This window comes from Thomasclavelia saccharogumia DSM 17460 (genome assembly GCF_000686665.1).
Classification (GTDB): Bacteria; Bacillota_I; Bacilli_A; order Erysipelotrichales; family Coprobacillaceae; genus Thomasclavelia; species Thomasclavelia saccharogumia.
The window spans coordinates 13,525-32,159 of sequence record NZ_JMLH01000033.1; the positions used below are offsets into that span (position 1 = coordinate 13,525).

Genomic DNA, 18,635 nt, shown 5'->3' on the forward strand with positions numbered 1-18,635 from the left:
CCATCTTTCCTGTTTATTTATTCCAGACCGAAGTCCCGTTTTCTAGTTTCCTTTCCAGTTTCACTTTCCCGCTGACTCTTTTCTTTATAAATCTGCAGTTTCTCATGGATAGAACCTCGTGCCGGTCTTTCTTCTTTCTCTTTTGATTCCGCTTGCTCTGTTTCTGTATCTTCCCGTTCATCCATATTGAGAAGTGCATTTAATTCTGATAGCCGCTCCAGTTTTTGGTTCAGTTCCTCTTCTTTTGAAAATGGCTTCCCGACTTCCTCTTTGGCATTTGCCATCTGCTCCTGTACCGTTTCCAGCCGTTGTTCTGCTTCTGCCAGTTTCTCCGGATAACTTTCCAAAAGATTATTGATACGAGTGATATTTCCTAGAGCATCGGCTCCCAACCGAACTTTAGCTACCGATTCATACTTTACAGACAGGATAAACTCTTTGCTCCAGCTGTCGAATTGGATTCTCATGTTAAATCCCTGATAGCTTCCAATGTCCATAGCTGCATCTACAGACTTAATGTCTTTGCAGACCGCCAGAAGTGCCGCACCTGCCTCTTTCTTTTCTGTGAACACTTTGCCACTGATTTCCATAGAAAACTGCTCTGGATCTGTGATTTTATGCTCAGAAAAATGAGCGATGTCTGCCTTGTAGCTGTCAATGATCTCTGTCAGTTTTGCAATCTGTTGCGGAAAATTCCTTACAATATCATCTTCCAAACGATACTGGTTATTCATGTGATTGGCTTTTAAAAGTTTCAGCTTTGCCACATCCACGTCCAGTGCCATCTTCTCCTTTACTGCCGGATTTCCAGTTGCCAGTGCTTTAACCTCTGCATAGGAAAGTGCCGCTTCGTCCACATCTTCGCAGCTTCTGACCGGTGCTTTGCTGGTCATGATCTGGGAAATGAATTTCTGCTTGTTCTCGATCAGCTGCCACATGTAGCTGTCGAATGTGGATTCTGTTACATATCGGAAGATATGAACCTTTTTATTATGATTTCCCTGGCGGATAATACGCCCTTCCCTCTGTTCCAAGTCAGATGGTTTCCAGCCAATATCCAGATGGTGCAACGCAATCAGACGATCCTGCACGTTGGTCCCGGCACCCATCTTTGCTGTCGAACCAATCAAAAAACGAACCTGCCCGGATTTCACTTTTCCAAACAACTCCGTCTTCTTTGCTTCTGTATTTGCATCATGAATGAATGCTATCTCTTTTTCCGGTACACCTTTTTCCATCAGTTTCTGCTTCAAGTCGTCATAAACATTGAAACTGCCATCACCTTTCGGTGTGCTCAAGTCACAAAAAATCAGCTGTGCCGATTTCTGTGCTGCTGTGTCTTTCCAGATCTCATAGCTTTTCTCTGCACAGACTGCTATTTTGCTTTCTGGATTATCTGGCAATAGTTCGTTCACCAAACGCTGATCCAATGCTAATTTTCTTCCATCATTGGTGATTTTCAGCATATTATCAACTGAGGCATCTACCCCTCCGCTTCTGACAACTTCTGCACGTTCCCCCAGACTTTCTACGATTTCTTTCTGCTGTTCCGTTGGTTTCAGCACCACTGTTTCATATTCTGCTTCCGGCACAGGAAGTTTTAACTGATCGGAAGTCTTGATATCTGCAATCTCCTTAAACATATTCATCAGTTCCGGAATATTATAAAATCTTGCAAATCTTGATTTTGCACGGTAGCCTGTTCCTTCCGGTGCAAGCTCAATGCTCGTGACTACCTCGCCAAAGGTGGAGGCCCAGGAATCAAACAGTCCAAGTCCCATATTTTGTAATTTGCTGTTCTGCAGATACCGCTGCATAACATATAATTCCGTCATACTATTGCTGATTGGTGTGCCCGTAGCAAAGGTAATGCCTTTTCCTCCGGTAATCTCATCCAGATACTGACATTTATTGAACATATCTGCGGATTTCTGTGCTTCGTTCTGTGCAATCCCGGCTACGTTTCTCATTTTTGTATAAAGAAACGCATTTTTATAGCTGTGTGCTTCATCTACATACAAGTGATCCACTCCCAGTTCTTCAAAAGTAACTACCTGATCTTTTTTCTCTTTCTGATTCAGTTTCTCCAGCCTTGTCTGCAGTGTTTTTCTTGTCTTTTCAATCTGTTTGACGGTATAACGTCCACCATCCTGTTCATATCTTGCACTCTGGATTGCCATTTCCAGATCATCAATCTGCCTCTGAAGCATGGCTTCTTGTTTCTCATCAGAGATTGGAATACGCTCAAACTGAGAATGACCGATAATAATGGCATCATAGTTTCCCATAGCGATCCTGGCACAGAACTTTTTCCGGTTTGCCGGTTCAAAATCTTTTTTGGTTGCTACCAGAATGTTCGCCCCTGGATATAGCTGTAGGAACTCAGCTCCCCACTGCTCTGTCAGATGGTTCGGAACTACAAAAAGATTTTTCTGAGATAATCCCAGACGTTTGCTCTCCATTGCCGCCGCTACCATTTCGTAGGTCTTCCCAGCACCTACCACATGAGCAAGAAGCACATTATCACCATATAGCTGATGTGCGACTGCATTTTTCTGATGCGGTCGAAGTTCTATTTCCGGATTCATCCCTGGGAAAGTCAGATGACTTCCATCGTATTCACGGGGACGGATACTATTAAAACGTTCATTGTACACGCTTACCAGTCTTTCTCTCCTCTGCTGATCCTTAAAAATCCAATCTTGGAATGCAGCCTTTAAGGCATCCTGCTTTTGTGATGCCAACATAGTTTCTTTTTTATTCAAAACTCGCACTTCATCCCCATTTTCATTTACAACTTTATCATAGATTCTAACATCTTTTAGATTCAAGGTATCTTCCAGAATCCGGTAGGCATTTGCTCTCTCCGTTCCATACGTTGCATAGGCAAACGCATTTCTTGGACTGTCGGCGTTCTTTCCTGTAATCCTCCACTCACCATTTACCTCAGAGAATTTTACCTGTATTTCCTTCTGTGCAAGATACCTCGGTGTATGAAGCAGTTCCACCATAAAATCCTGATAATCCGAAGGTTCAATCCAGGTGGCTCCAATACGCACTTCAATCTCCGACGCTTCCAGATCTCTTGGCTGAACTGCCTCCAATGCACGCACATTCGGTGTGAATTCTGGATGATTCTCTGCAAAAGTTCTTGCAATATTTAATTTATCCCTAACATTTCCGGAGAGATATTCATCTCCGCTTTCCCACTGGTCTGTCAGTGGATTTTTGAAGATAACTCCAACCAGCTCTTCTGTGATTTTCTCTTCGGTCTTTCCGGTCAACTGTGCCATATATGGGAGATCTACTTGAGCCTTTTCATTTAGGGACAGAGCAAGTGCTTCTGTGGCTGTCTCCACACTTGTCACAGCGACCGCCTTTTTAATGGTTCGTTTGGTGAACATGTCCGCTTTCCGCTTCAATGTTCCATCTTCATTCAAGTCTTCCAGGGAACACAGCAGACAATAAGAAGAGTCATCAGAAAATGCACGTTTGTTAGCATTACTTCCAATAACTCCATACTTTGCTGTGTAGGTATCATACACCTGATTCAGTTTTTTCTGCTGTTTCTGGATTTCTTCGTCTGTGACAAATTCTTCCATCTGCATGGCGATCAGTTCACGAACGGTATCACGGATTGCAACCATGCCTTTTACACGTTCTGCAGTGGCTGCAGGCATTTTCACCTGATTCATCAAAGAATTGACACGGTAATATACCTGATCATCTACCACCGTATAGCTGTAATTTCGGACATTCGGATCTGCCGGAATACTCTCTGGCATCTCATCCAGTTCTGCCTCTATATCTACTGCCGCTACCATGCTTCCCTTGATGTGTTTTACAGCTTCTTGTAACTGTAATTCCAGAACAGCTCCTTCCATTGGAGCACAGGTTGTTTCCATACCATACGGACCGGACACTTCTTTCATCTCACCAAGAATCATTCCCGGATGCTGAACAAAATACTTGTTAATGGTAATCCCTTTTGCATCACTCTCCAAATTCACCCAGTCTGGCATCTCTTTTGTGAAACTCTCACGCTTCTGGAAAAACAAAATATCAGCACTGACTTCTGTTCCTGCATTTGCCTTAAAAGCTGTGTTCGGCAGTCGGATTGCCCCCAGCAAGTCTGCACGCTCTGCCAAATATTTCCGGACTTGCGGTGATGCCTTATCCATAGTTCCCTTTGTTGTGATCAACGCAGCTACACCACCTGGACGTAACTGATCTATAGTCTTGGCAAGAAAGTAATCATGAATCATAAAATTGTAGCGGTCATACTGACGGTCATTGACCTTATATGCACCGAATGGCACATTTCCGATTGCCACGTCAAAGAAATCATTGGGATAATCCGTCTTCTCAAAGCCTTTGATCTGGATATTGGCATCTGGATAGAGAAGTTTAGCAATTCTACCACTGATGCTGTCCAGTTCCACTCCATAGAGTTTGGACTGGTTTAGATTCTCCGGAAGCTTTCCAAAGAAGTTCCCGACTCCCATAGATGGCTCCAGGATATTTCCCTTTGTAAATCCCAGATTCTCCAACACCTGATACATACTTTCAATCACAATCGGCTGTGTATAATGAGCATTTAATGTGGAAGCTCTGGCTGCAGCATATTCTTCCGGTGTAAGGACGGTCTTTAATTCCAGATATTCTGTCTCCCATGCAGATTTTGTCTCATCAAATGCATCTGCAAGACCTCCCCAGCCGACGTACCTGGATAAGATTTCCTGTTCCTCTGGTGTCGCATTGCGGTTCTCATCCTCACATTTTTTTAACAGCTGAATAGCCATAATATTGGCTCGGAATTTCTCCTTCGGTGTTCCCTGTCCAAGTTCATCATCTGTGATATGGAAGTTCGTTGCTGGAATCAGTTCTGCTATTCCGTTAATCTCTTCCAATGATTCTTTTTCTTCCGATACCTCAACTTCTCCCGACAGTTCTTTTTCTTTTTTATCATAATCTGTCCACACACGTTTAGAAATAGCAGTAAAATAGGAAGACTCTTCCTCCATGATTTCTTCCTTGATTTCCCGTAATTTATCTAAGGTATCCGCATTTACTGTTTTGTTGTGATAATGATAATAAAGTACTTCTTGTCCAAGTTTTACATCCAGACGTTCCAATTCTTGTGTTGACATTCGCTCCCAAATATCATCTTTTTCCGTATGAATCGTGAAACCTTCTCCATCATCATGATATTCTAATGTGTATTGAAGTCGATTCTCTTCTCCCTTAACTTTGCAAGCAAAATCATAGATTTTTGTTCTGGTACCGGACATATATTCTGAATCAACTAGTCGCAGATCCGTTATATCTTCCGCTGTAAAAGTATCCTGTTCCAGCTGTTCTCCTAACATCTGCTGTGCTTCTTCCAGGTCTGCCAGTCTTTGTGCTTCCTGTCGCTCTTCGTACTTTTCCATTTCTTCCGGTGACAAATAATCATCTGTGCGGATTAACTGGCGAACACGTTCTGCAACCTTATTCCACTTTAATAAAACTTCTACCTCTGGATTGCCAATCTTCCCTTTTCCAAGCTTTAATCCTTTTGCATCGTGGGATGCGTCAGAAGCATCTGCTCCTGGTATTCCGGGTGAAGAACCACCTGTTCCATATTCATTTTTCAGGAACTCAGCTGCATCTTTCATATCATGGTGCTCCATGAAATACTCATAGATTCGGTTACGTCCTCCGGCAGTAATACCGCCTCTTCTTAACACTGCATCTATTTCATCCTGTGTAATAAAGGATAGCGCCGGCCGCTCTACCTTGAATTGCTGATCAACCCAGGAAAAATCTCTCTGGAGGTCACGAAAGCGCTGAAAATACACTGGATTGTGCTGTATTTCCCAGCGATGATAATCTTCTGGATTCTTTTCCATATCTTCCTGAAGCCATTCAAAACGATAGGCTGTCGCAGCTGCTTCCTCCGGATCTGTCCAAGCCGCCCCCACTACGTCCTGCCAGTCAGGATAAGACAACTGCTCTTCTCTGTTTCTGCTCGTATCACGGAAATGTAGTGCCAGAAGATCTGTCATTTCTTTCTGTTCCTGCTCAATAGCATTATTGGAGATAAGATTATCAACGTAATTTCCCGCCTCATACATATCCCGGATCCTGTCAGCAGCTTCTTCCCACGTAACGATACGGTCAAAGTTTCTTCTTGCTGAGTCGCCTCGTCGGATACGGATACCATCGTTGTCATACCAGATACTGATTTTCTGCCCATCTATGGTAAATCCTTTTCCTCCAGTACCATATTCATCTTTCAGGAAGCTTTGCATTTCTTCATTATCCAAACCTTCGATCAATCTTGCAGTAATGTGAAACAGTGTATTTTTCTGTCCGCTTCCTGTTCGGAGAATATCGTCTACCACTTCATCAGAAATAAGAAAAGCGGCTGGCTGTTCTAATGCAGCTGCCGCTTTCCTTATTTCTCCTAACTGTTCCTCTTCTGTTGGGAACAGGCTTAACTGTAAATAATCTCCCGAATTACCAGTTCCTCTGCCTGTGCCTTGATCTGGTTCATGTGTCTGGTCCACGCCATTGTGTCTGCCATCTTGTCCGGTGCCGGATCTTTCTCCAGAAGTTCGATCATCAGGTTGTCTACTCTCTGCCTTGCCTGGCTGTCGATCTCCATCAGATGACTGTCCAGACGGTTCTGCAGTGTCAGAATGTTGAACCTGGCTACCTTGTGGTTTCTCAGATACTCTTTCCTCATCATTCCGTACTTCCCGATCGTTCCTCTCGTCTCTTCCAGGCTGATATCTGGAATCTGATACTCTCCGTTCTGGCTGTAACTGATCTCTCTCATAGTCTGTTTCCTCCTTTTTTTCTTCTCTATCTTCTGTGTTATCTGTATTACTTTCACGAATTAACGTGTTAAACTCATTATAAGCTACTTCTTTTTCTTTTGCAACCGTTTTCAGGTCATTTTCCAGATCATTCAGAACATATCGTCCAATCTGCATCAGGACTGGTCTGCTGATCTCGTTGACTGCACTTCCCAGATGTCCTAATATTTTCAGCTGATTGAAGTCCGTTATATGCCGAAAATCCTCTGCATCCAGATATTCCTGTACATCCAGTCCACACCTGTTTAGTAATACATACCAGACACTATTGGTCATCAGTTCCCGGAATTCTACTTCCTGATTCTGTTCGTCCAGTTCTTCCAAAAATGTCCCTGTCACATCCAGTCTCAGTTCTTCCAATGCATCTGGAAGCCATTCCTGCATACTCTCCTTCGCTGCCTGATGCAGACTTTCAGCAAGTCCTCCTTCTGTATCTTCCAGTGATAACTGCTCCTGCAGATAATCCGCAACCAGCTGTTCTCCTTCCATTGGAAGATTCCATAACTGTGGATCTTTTCCCAGATTTCTTACTTTATAAGTATCCTGCACATCAAACACATATCTCAGTTTTATCTTTGGTCCTGATGTATTATCAATCAATGCGATTCCCTTGGAACCTTTTTTAATCCATCGAAACATTTTCTGATTCCAGATTTCCATGGATGCTACGGCGGTTGCTTCCGGCCGCTGTGCATAAATTAAAAGCTGTTCTGGAAAAGTATACTTGTACAGTCTGGATGCCGTGTCAAGGAACCGCATCCATTCCTGCGGACTGGCAGCTACATCTTTTGCCACCTCTTCCGTCAGCTGTTCCATTGCATATAATTTATTTGCCATGTGCTACTCCTTTTCATAAAATCAGGGACTGCTTGGCACAGTCCCCATAAAATCATCGTTACTTCTCTTTATAATGCTGCGGCAAGATCTTTTGACTTATTCTTCGGCACTTTGTCTGCCTCTTTTGCCTTGATTTCTGCCTTAGCTTTCTCCAATCTTCCATGGATTCCACCTTTTACTTCCGCTTTTTCGGCTGCTTTTTCTTTCTCCAGACGTGCTTCCCTGCGCTCAGCATTTTCCATTACTGCTGTCTTTTTATCACAGAACTGAACCTTATCAGAAAGCTGTTCCTGTCTTTCCACCTGTGTCTCATTGACTTCCTGTACCATCGCATTTAATTCTGGAACTTGAAAGATTCCGTTATCAGGGAGAATCAACACTTCATGAACAGAAGATGGGATGACAAAGTAATCGCTTCCCAGGCATTCCCCAATCTGTTTTCGAATATCTTCCTGCAGTAACAGGGAAGCTCCATTCATCTTAGATTCATTGGTAAGGCAGAACATTGGATTCTCCACAGTTTCCATATCCAATTTTTCATTCAAAAGATTCTTTGGTGTTCCTCCAAAAATCATGGATTCGACAATCTGTGTCATATCCACCAGTTGCACTCCTCTGTTCTTATCTGCCATCATCGCATCTGCCTGAATCTGTTCGACAGATACTCCCCATTCGTTCATCAGAGAAACAGTTACCGGAATACTGCTGATTCCCTCTCCATTTTCCTCCAGATTTACTGCATAATAAGCTGCAAAATCTCCGTGTTCTGTGACTACTTTGTCTGCCAAACGATCGGTATTCCATTCTTTGTCGCAAATTCTCACCTGTAATTTGTCCTTCATCTTTTCATAATCAAGAATATCCGGAACTCCCATATCAAAAAATTCTGCTTTTCCCTGTGCTTCAATACGCATATCAGCTACATCCCCAACACAAGAATCTACATCTTTCCCATTGATATATTCCTGGTAGAGAGAATCCAGATAGACTGTCGGTACGATTCTCTGATTCCCATTTGGAATTGTAATGCCAGTAAGCTTCAGTCCATTGTTTTTTTCTACTTCTTGAAGTTTAATTTCTGCGTCCTTGTAAGACTCTGGCAAATACTCCTTTACATTGTCTTTGACATATTCATAAAATTCTTTTCTGTTCATCATACGCTTTTACCCCTTTCTGATCATGTGATGGTTCATTCTTTTTCTGCTGACCATCTGCTCGGCTTTCTTCTGATAAGCCATCATTCTCTTTAAAGTTTTCTCCTGGTTTTTTCGTGCTTCCTGTCTTTTTTCCATTGCTTTCATCATAGTTTTCTGTTCCTTTCTGTGATTTTTTTGTATGAAAAAGGGAGCCTCACATAGAAGCTCCCAATCATAACCTCTGGTTTCCTTATTTGCTTTTCCTTTTTCTGCAGATATAAAGTCCTGCCATACCTCCTGTGGAGATTACCAGAAGCAGGATCGGCAGCCAGATATTCGTGCTGTCACCTGTTTTCGGTGCATTTGATACCTTTGTCTCTTCATGGGACTGTGGTGTATCCGGTGTGTTCGGTGTTTCTGGAACTTCCGGTTTCTCATTTGTCAGATTGAAAGTAACTTCCACGACTGGTGTACTGTCATTCGCATAAGCAAATGTCACTTCATGCTTGGTCTGATCCAGTGTGTATCCATCCAGTGTTTTTGTTTCCACCAGATAATACTTGATTGCTGTATCATATTTGCCGTTCTTAAATGTGGCAATCTCATACAGCTTACTTTCTGCATGACCGGCAGCGTCTGTCTTTAAGGTTTCCAGAACCTTTCCTTTGCTGTCACGGAGTTCAAATTCTACCCCTTTCAGTGGTTCTCCTGACGATTTATCTGTCTTATTGAGAATCACTTTTCCCTTGGCAGTATCATCTTTCATAGCCACTTTCTGGACTTCTCCAGTATCCGTTACTTCAAAAGTAACATCCGATGTCAGAAGATATCCTTTCGGCGCCTGCTCTTCACGTAAGGTATATTTACCGATTGGCAGTTTTTCGATATAGTGTGTTTCCTCTGTGGAAGTCCAGCTCTCTACTACCTGATCATCCTTATCGAGAATCGTCAGTTTTGCACCCGGAATCTCAGTTTCTCCTGTGATATCCGTCTTACTGATCTCAACTTTTGTCACATCATCTTTCATCTCTACTTTCTGAATCTCTGCTGTATTTTCTACTGTAAAGGTAATACTTTCTGCAGTGACATATCCATCTGCCGGTTTTGTCTCTGTCATGGTGTATTCCTTACCAACCACCAGTTCTTTGATCACATGGATTTCTTCCGTAGAAGTCCATTCATCTACGGTGTTGCCATCTGAATCCGTCACTTTCAGGTGTGCACCTGGAAGTTCTTCACCTGTTGTCAGGTCTGTTTTGGTCAGCTCCACTGTGGTTGGCTGATTCTCAAAAGTAAAGTCGTAGCTTACTTCTGCCTGGTCTTCTCCGGCATATTCAAAGGTAAATTCCTGTACTTCATCTGTTGTAACAAATCCGTCCGGCGCAAAGACCTCTTTCACATAGTATTTTCCGTCTACCGGAAGATCTGCCGTAAAAGTAATCTGTCCTTTTTCATCCGTTACTCGCTGCTCGATCAGACTGTCTTTCTCAAGAAGTACCTCGCCCTTTGCATTTTTGATATCTTCACTGGTATAAAGACCGAAGACACCACCTGCAAGGACACGTTCTGTATCTTTTTCTTTCTTCAGAACCGTAACCTTTACTTTCTGACGGGCATTCTGCCATTTCTCATCATAAGTGATGACTGGTGTGTCCTGATCACGGTAGGAAAGGTCAACATATCTCGGCTCTTTGTCCAGCACATAACCATGGGCTGTTTTTACTTCCTTCACATAGTATTTTCCAGCCGGAAGATCTCCCATCTGTGCAATACCATTGGAATCTGTGGTAATGGTTCCCACTTTTTCATCTGCTTTGAAATAATCTTCACTGACACCATCTGCCGCTTTGATATCTTCCGCAGCAAATACATCGAAAGTTACATCTGTAAGACTTCCAGTTACATATTCAAAGAGATGCTCCACAGTACCTTTTACATGGTCCAGAAGTGTCACTTTATCCAAAAACTCTCCATTTTTATTGATGATCAGAAGTCCTGTCGGTACTTCATCTTTCATCTCTACTTTCTGAATCTCTGCGGTATCTTCCAGCGTGAACTTCACATCCGTTGCTTTCAGATAACCATAAGGTGCCATTTCCTCACGAAGGGTGTATTCCTCTCCAACTGTCAGTCGTTTGATCACATGTGGCTGATCTTTTACAGAAATCCACTGATCCACAACATTTCCTTCTTTATCAAGAACGGTGAGTTTTGCCCCATCCAGTTCCACACCTGTTGTTACATCAGATTTTGTGATTTCAACTGTTGTTGGCTGGTTCTTTTTCACAGTTTTCAGTTTTACTGCCTTCACATCCTGTCCCTGGTAAGAAGCATTCAGATTCAGAACTTCATCAGAGGATACAAATCCAGCCGGTGCTTTTAACTCTTTCACATAATACTGTCCAAGTGGCAGATCCAGCGTACATACTGCAAGACCATCATTATCAGAAGTCATTTCCTGTAAAAGTGTCTCTGCTTTCACGATTACTTTTCCATCTGCCTTGATATCTTCTTTGTTATAGATACCAAAGACAGCGCCTGCTACGGTTGCACCATTTTCTGCATCCTGTTTTTCTACCTGGATTGCAACTTTCTGTCGGTCATCGCCAACAGTCACTTCCTGTTCAATCACAGGTGTATCCTGATCTGCATAGACAAATGTGACATCAGATCTGTCATGGTTCAGAACGAATCCTTCCGGTGCAGTCTTTTCTACCACATAGTAAGAACCAAGCGGCAGATTCTCTGCAACTGCTTTTCCGTCTTCTCCGGTCGTTACCGCTGTTACCAGTGCATCTTTTGCATAGATCAGCTGTCTGTTTCCGTTTTCATCTTTCTGATAATCCGGCGTAAAGATATTTTCAGCTGCATAGACATTAAATTCTGCACCCTTCAGGTATCTTTCTTCATAAACAAAATCTTTCTTAAATCCGGTCAGCAACTCACCTTTTTTATAAATCGTCAGCTTTCCTTTTACCGGATGGTTCTCGTAATCTACCGTAATAATGGCATCTCCGCTTTCAGAATCCATCTGGTATGCTGTGTTTGCATCCACCGCAATCTCTACATAGTTCTTGTTAATTGTGTACCCTTCCGGTGCGTTGACTTCCTCAATCCGGTAATGTCCGATCTTCAGGTTCTTCGGCATGATCAGATATCCCTGGCTGTCCGTAAAATAGGACTTGTGAGTGGTTGTCACAGGGTAAGTTGTTACCTGTTCCACATACTTCTTGTTGTCCAAGTCGTACACTTTAAATTCTGTTCCTGCAATCAGGACGGATTTCTTTGTTTCATCGTCTTTTTTCACGATTTTCAGTTTTGCCTTAAACTCTTCATCCAGAAGCACTCGCCAGATCTGTGGCTCATTTGGATGATGCTCTGTGATATTCACTTCAAAATCATCGACTGGCTTGTAGTTGTGCGGTGTTGTTGTCTCACGCACGATATAGCTTCCAAATGGTAATGGAATACTGCAGGCATACCCTTTTTCATCTGTGAAAATCTCAGTTGCTCCATTTTCTCCACTCACTACTGGTTTTGCAGAATCAAAATCATAACTTCCATCTGCTTTCTTTGTAAGGGAAGATTTCAGATAAACTGTAAATCCAGCTCCGGATAACAGATCTGCATCGGTCTTTCCATTGTTGGCTGCTTTAATGATCTGGAATGGCTGCTTGATGACCTGCTCACTGGAAGTGCACTCTCTTTTTACTTCTGATGTCATATCTCCTTCATAACTGCACGTAAGATCATGCTCTTCTGTATCTGCCAGGTATCCGGTCGGAGGTGTAATCTCTTTGATATAATATTTGCCAAGATACAAGCCATTTACAGAAGCCTGTCCTTTGTCATCTGTTGTAAGAGAAGCTACCTGTTCTCCTGCTTTATAAATAGTTCCAGTTGCTCCGTCCGGATGCACGATATCTTCACGGGCATACAGACCATAAACTGCACCTTTCAGTGTGGCATCTCCCTGCGGTACTGCTTTTCCTGTTTCTTTATCAACTTTGAATAAATTGATCTTTGCTGTCACACGGTCATTGCTGAAGGTATGGGCAAATGATACGGTTGCTTCTTTATCATTGGTGTAAGAAAACTTGAACGTATACACATCTTCTGTATTTCTTACATAGCCTTCCGGTGCCTGATCTTCTTTTACAAAATAGGAATATCCAATCGGAAGATCCGCTGTGAATTTTGCATTCCCATCTGCTCCAGTAGTTGCTTTCTCAATCAGTGTTCCTTTTTTCACAACAACGGTTCCGTCTGCATTTCTAATATCATCGGATGCATACAGAGCAAAAATACCGCCATTCAGTGGTTTCTTGATGTCTTTATCCTGTTTTACTACGGAAACATCTGCTTTCTGTCTCTCGTTGTTAAAAGTCACATCTGCAAATACAACTTCTTTATTCTGTCCGGCATAGGTCAGAGTCACTGGCTTTTCTTCGCTGCCGTTATAGAAATTGTCCGGTGCTTTTGCTTCTTTTACCACATAGGTTCCAAGATGCAGGTTTTTCAGTGTGACAGAACCATTCTCACCTGTTGTCAGATTTTCTTTTACCAAGTCACCTTTGCTGTACACTTTTGTGCCATAAGCAGTTACGATATCCGCTCCGGCATACACGTTATATACTGCATTTTTCTGTCTGCGGTTCTCATACTGGAATACGGTTCCACTCTCACTGACTTCTGCACCGATAAGAACCTGACCTTCTTTGTAAATGGTAAGCTCTGCCAGCTGCTCCTTGTTTTCCACGGTCACAGCCGAGGTCTTACTTGCTACCAGTTTCACATTTGTTGCCGTTGCATTTACTACATATCCCTGTGGCGCTGTGATCTCTTTCAGATAAACGGTATCCTGTGTCTTGATGATCGTAACAGAGGATTTTCCATTCTTATCTGTTGCCGGCATCTGAGTGATCAGCTTTGTACATGCCTCATCGCTGTATACACCGAATACTGCACCTGCAAGATTGACATCCGCTGTATCGTCTTTCTTTACGATTTCGATCGTAGCCTGTTCAATCCAAGACACTTTGAAATCAATATATTTTTCATCTGTCACACCTTCACCAAATACCAACGCAAGATCCTGCGTGTCAGATCCGGTGGTGATTTTATAAGCAGAGTAATCTTTTGTAATACTTCCCTTCATTGTAGAAGACCAGCTCTGTGCCACGTCACTCACCTGTGTCAGTGGTGCAGAAAGATAAAACTTTGTTCCTCCGCAAATTTCTACACTTGCACCAGCTTTACTTGTTGTGCCTGTGCTTAGATTATGAAGTTTCACACCAGACGGAAGCTTCATCGTAATTGTCTGTAGCTTATCTGCTTTGAATGTAATATCTTTGGTTCTCTGTGAATTGCCATCCACATAAGCTTTTACATCTCCATCAGAAAATGACATTGCTACATCCGGTATTTCTGGCTGTGAAACACAATAATTATACAATTTCATTGCTAAATTCTTGGCTGTACTATTCGCTCCGGAAAAAGCGTCGCCACTTCCATTAGCATAAGAAGCCGCCAGATGAACAAGAATGAATTTTGCTCCAGCACTAAGATTTCCATAACCATTCTCTTCTGTAAAGAATCCTTCATCTCCTGCTGCCTTGGTTCCGTAATAACATACCTTAGCTAATGTTTTTCCATCTCCGACTTTACTAATCGTGTAATTACCTGTTCCTGGTCCCGGTTTTGATGGCTGTACACAGTAAGCAGTCGCAGATACATTTCCAAACTGAACCGTATACTGATAGGTAAGATAAGAACCATAACCATAATCCGCATAACGATACAGAGTTCCTCTTGTAACAGATACTTTCTGTACACTTCTTGCACTTGTCTTTGCCATAAAAGTGACTGTTTCACCAGCTTCCATGGCGTATAAATCAATTCCTTCCTCTTCCGCCTGCTCCATTGCATCCGATACTGTAAGACCTGTTTCCGAATCCGTTGTATTTTCAGTATCTTCTTCCATATCCGGTAATAGTTCGCTTGCCTGAGAATCAAATTCTTCTATCTCGCTTTCCGTCACTTCCTCTGTTGGAAGCAATTCCGAGTCTGCTTCTGAATTCTCCGTTTCCTCTGTCTGCTGTTCACTGCCAGCTGTTTCTGATTCGGTTACTGCTTCACTCCCTTCAGTTTCTGTCTGCACTTCTGTTTCTTTCTCACGCACAATCAGCTTTCGGCTGATCTGGTACTTCGGATGCTCCTGATTTACCGGTTCCACATAATAGACCGCTTTGTAAGTGTCCGCATGATCTGTCGTAAAATCCTCATTCTTATCATTCTTTGCTTCCTCAAATGTGACTTTAACCTTGTTATCATCCTTGATTTCCAGTCCGGTATAATCTGATTTCACATTAAATACACTGCCTGTTTCGATTTCATAATCTTTGGCAGTCACCACCTCATCTTCATCCAGAAGGTCTTTCACTTCCTCATAAAGTGGAGGTTTCTCCTCTGGCTGGATCTCCGCTGCATATGCCGTCATCGGAGATAGCACTGTACTAAGCATTGTCATGCCTGCCAGCAAGCCAGATACTACTTTTCTAAAATTACCTTTTTTCTTCATGCTAAGGTCCTCTCTTTCATATATTTGTATTAAAACAGACAGTCCTTAGACTGCCTGCAATACACTACTTATCGTTGTGGAAAAATCAGATTGAACTGTACATTTCCCTCTCCGGGATCAACCATCTCCACAGTTGCTTCGTACTGTCTCCCTGTTTTTCTTGATACCAGATCCTTATAATGGATTTTTCCTTTAGACAGGAACTTCTTTGCTGCCGCCTTATCCATCTTTTTCCCCTGGCTTGCAAGGAATTTATCATTCTTCCATAAGGCAAAAGCACAGTTCCGGTCAGAACAGTAAAAGTTTACTTTTCCTTCCCTGACATCAGCTCCACAGCGGGGACATTTGCCAATGACTTCTCCTTTTGCTTTTCCCTGAAACTGCTCTTTCTTTTCTTCTGAAATCCCCTGATATCTGGCAACCAGTTCCTGCATCAGCTCTGTAATCCCATTTAGGAATTCATCTGCTGTCTCTGTATTCTGGGCAATGTGATTCAATGCCATTTCCCACTCTGCTGTCATCTTCGGAGATTTAATCTCATCCGGCAGAACCGTAATCAGTACATTGCCATCATCTGTCGGCACAAGATTTTTCTTTTCCCTTTTCACAAAACCAGACTGAATCAGTTTTTCAATGATTGCTGCCCTTGTTGCCGGTGTGCCAAGTCCTTTCTTTTCTGTATCTTCGGTCAGTTCTTCATTCCCTGCACGTTCCATAGCAGAAAGCAGGGTATCTTCTGTGTACTGTTTCGGTGGCTGTGTAAAATGCTCCGATACAAAAGAATCACAAGGACCGTAATGCTTGCCATCCCAGATATCCAGCTCCGGCTCTTCTTTTTCACTCTTTACGCCAAAGAACTGTTTCAATTTATTTTCGATTGACTTGAATCCTTCCTGCTTTGTTTTCTTTGCTGAGAGATAAAACGTATGATAATTACAGGTAATCTGGCATTTATGGCTTTCATAAATATAAGGACCTGCGGTTGCTGTCAGTACCCTGGCACTGATCAGATACAAAATCTTGCAGTTTCGTTCTTTCAGTTTACCTATATCTGCCTTTGCTACTTCCACGGTCGGGATAATTGCATGGTGATCAGATACTTTCTTTGAATTTAATACCTTACTCACGTCCGGCTGATATTCCAGCCCTTCGGCATAGGGCATTTTCCCAAGTAACATCTGAATCAGAGTTTCTGTGCTTTCTTCCATCTCATCTGTCAGATACTGGCTGTCTGTTCTCGGATAAGTGACCAGCTTCTGCTCATACATCTCCTGCACGGCATCCAATGTCTGCTGTGCGGTATAACCAAACATTCTGTTTGCTTCCCTCTGCAGAGTGGTCAGATCATAAAGCTTCGGAGGGCGGACTGTTTTCTCTTTCACATCATCCTTCTCCACTTCGCACATACGCTCCATACAGTCCGCAGCCACTCTATCTGCATCTTCTTTTTTCTGAAAATGCTCTGTGACCGCATCCATATCGTCAAACTTGATATGAGCCATATAATATTTCTCTTTGGTAAATTCCTTGATCTTCTGATTTCGATCCACAATCATAGCAAGTGTTGGTGTCTGTACTCTTCCAACTTTCAGATTCTGGTTATACAGAACGGAAAAAAGACGGCTCGCATTGATTCCCACCAGCCAGTCTGCCTTTGCCCTGCAAAGTGCTGACTGATAGAGACTGTCATAACACGAACCGTCTTTTAATGACGCAAATCCATCTTTAATTGCCTGTTCTTCCATGGAAGAGATCCAAAGCCGCTTCATCGGCTTTTTGCATCCTGCCTGCTCATACACCAAACGAAAGATCAACTCTCCTTCACGTCCTGCATCAGTAGCACAGATCACCTCATCTACTTTGGAATCTCTCATCAGTTTCTTTAAGATTCCAAACTGCTTCTTTGTACCCTCCAAAATCTTGTGTTTCCAACATTCCGGCACAATCGGCAGATCTTCATATTTCCATTTTTTATATTTTTCATCGTATTCCGATGCATCGCATAATCCAACCAGATGTCCTACGCACCAGGAAACGATATAACCGTTTCCCTCCACGTAGCCATCTTTTCTTGTTCTGGCTCCAAGCACGGAAGCCAGTGCCATCGCAACCGATGGCTTTTCTGCAATCACTAATTTCATTTACTCCTGCTCCTCTTCTTCATCTTCCAGCACATTATCGTCAAAATCTTCATCTCTCAGGATTTCCGGTTCTGTACTTTCTTCCTGCTCATCTGCATCGTCTACTTCCCGTTTTTCTGACTCTGAATCTTCGGATTCATCTTCATCCTCTTCCATCTCATCCTCGTCATCATATTCATGCTTCGGTTTATAGACTTTGAAGTAATATCCTCCTGCCGCAGCTCCGACTGCTACCAGTGCAATCAGAAGATACGTTCCAAATGGGCTTTTATCTTCTGGCATCTGAATGTCATCCTCTACCTTATCTTTCTCAGCTGTCTCTGTCGTTTCCAGCTTTTCTTCCTCTGCTTTTTTCTCTGGTTCTGCATAAACCGTATCTACTTCCGGAAGTGTCACGGAATCAGAAAGCGTGAAGTTCATCAGATCTTTCTCACTGACTTCGGTAAGGAAATACACATTATCCTGAGATTTTGAATTATCAATAATCAGATAGAAAATCTTACCACTCTTAGTTGAAATGGTATAAAACTCTTTTGTGCCTTCCGTAGCTGTTTTTGTAACAGAATCTGCTGTCTCACCTTCTTTATTAAGCTGTTCCTCGATACCTGTCACTGTCCGATCATCCACGGTTCCTTTTGCATCTGTCGGCTCAGAAGCCTGTGCATCCTGTGGAAGTGGTGAAGTCGTTGTTTTCTCAGTCCCAGTTGCATCTGCACTTGTCGTAGTTGCCATTGCACCATTGCTGTCACTGGAAGTTTTCTGTTTCTCTGCCTGCTTCTTTGCCCATTCATAAGTAAGCGTCAAATAGCTTACACATAAAAGAAAGAACCATAAGTACTTTTTTATAATAATAACTTATGGTTTTATTATTTAAGCGCCAAAAGATCATATTCCTATGATTTTTTGGTCTCATATAGTTTTGATGGCAATTCTGACCAGGGCATTACCCCTTCAAGAATCGCTCGATCTCTCATGTCTTTTCCAGGCAGTGTACTTAGCAGATATTTGATATAATCATATGGTTTCAGACCGTTTAGTTTTGCTGATTCAACTAGACTGTATATCCATGAACTTGCTT

The 18,635-nt window shown here is 42.6% G+C and carries 7 protein-coding genes; all 7 read right to left on the reverse strand.

The genetic code is table 11. The annotated features are described in order from the left end of the window. Positions 1–17: 17 nt before the first annotated feature. Positions 18–7,700 carry a DEAD/DEAH box helicase family protein gene (locus BR82_RS17985; RefSeq protein ID WP_027089856.1) on the reverse strand — a complete coding sequence of 2,561 codons (7,683 nt, stop codon included), beginning with the start codon at positions 7,698–7,700 and terminating at the stop codon, positions 18–20. A gap of 68 nt (positions 7,701–7,768) precedes the next feature. Next, entirely contained in the window at positions 7,769–8,857 is a 1,089-nt protein-coding gene (locus tag BR82_RS0108585; RefSeq protein ID WP_008371589.1) for a DUF5688 family protein, read from the reverse strand. 6 nt (positions 8,858–8,863) lie between these two features. After that, positions 8,864–9,004, reverse strand: coding sequence for a hypothetical protein (locus BR82_RS17340; RefSeq protein WP_005344203.1), 141 nt, complete (start codon positions 9,002–9,004; stop codon positions 8,864–8,866). An 82-nt stretch (positions 9,005–9,086) separates the two neighbouring features. Next, the gene (locus BR82_RS0108595; protein WP_027089857.1) at positions 9,087–15,416 is read right to left on the reverse strand and encodes a SpaA isopeptide-forming pilin-related protein; all 6,330 of its coding nucleotides are present in this window, start codon (positions 15,414–15,416) and stop codon (positions 9,087–9,089) included. Positions 15,417–15,484: 68 nt separating this feature from the next. Then, a complete protein-coding gene (locus tag BR82_RS0108600; protein WP_027089858.1) occupies positions 15,485–17,557 on the reverse strand; it encodes a DNA topoisomerase 3 in 2,073 nt (690 codons plus the stop codon). Further along, positions 17,558–18,289 (reverse strand): CD1107 family mobile element protein, encoded by a 732-nt coding sequence (locus BR82_RS16360; RefSeq protein ID WP_205618745.1) that lies wholly within the window; start codon positions 18,287–18,289, stop codon positions 17,558–17,560. A gap of 161 nt (positions 18,290–18,450) precedes the next feature. Then, positions 18,451–18,635 (reverse strand): transposase domain-containing protein (locus BR82_RS17935; RefSeq protein ID WP_027089859.1); only part of this gene is annotated, 185 nt, incomplete at its 5' end.

Excerpts from the sequence above, each read along its gene's own strand:
- BR82_RS17985 (WP_027089856.1), bottom strand. The coding sequence starts at position 7,700 with ATGGCAAATAAATTATATGCAATGGAACAGCTGACGGAAGAGGTGGCA.
- BR82_RS0108585 (WP_008371589.1), bottom strand. The coding sequence starts at position 8,857 with ATGATGAACAGAAAAGAATTTTATGAATATGTCAAAGACAATGTAAAG.
- BR82_RS17340 (WP_005344203.1), bottom strand. The coding sequence starts at position 9,004 with ATGATGAAAGCAATGGAAAAAAGACAGGAAGCACGAAAAAACCAGGAG.
- BR82_RS0108595 (WP_027089857.1), bottom strand. The coding sequence starts at position 15,416 with ATGAAGAAAAAAGGTAATTTTAGAAAAGTAGTATCTGGCTTGCTGGCA.
- BR82_RS0108600 (WP_027089858.1), bottom strand. The coding sequence starts at position 17,557 with ATGAAATTAGTGATTGCAGAAAAGCCATCGGTTGCGATGGCACTGGCT.
- BR82_RS16360 (WP_205618745.1), bottom strand. The coding sequence starts at position 18,289 with ATGGCAACTACGACAAGTGCAGATGCAACTGGGACTGAGAAAACAACG.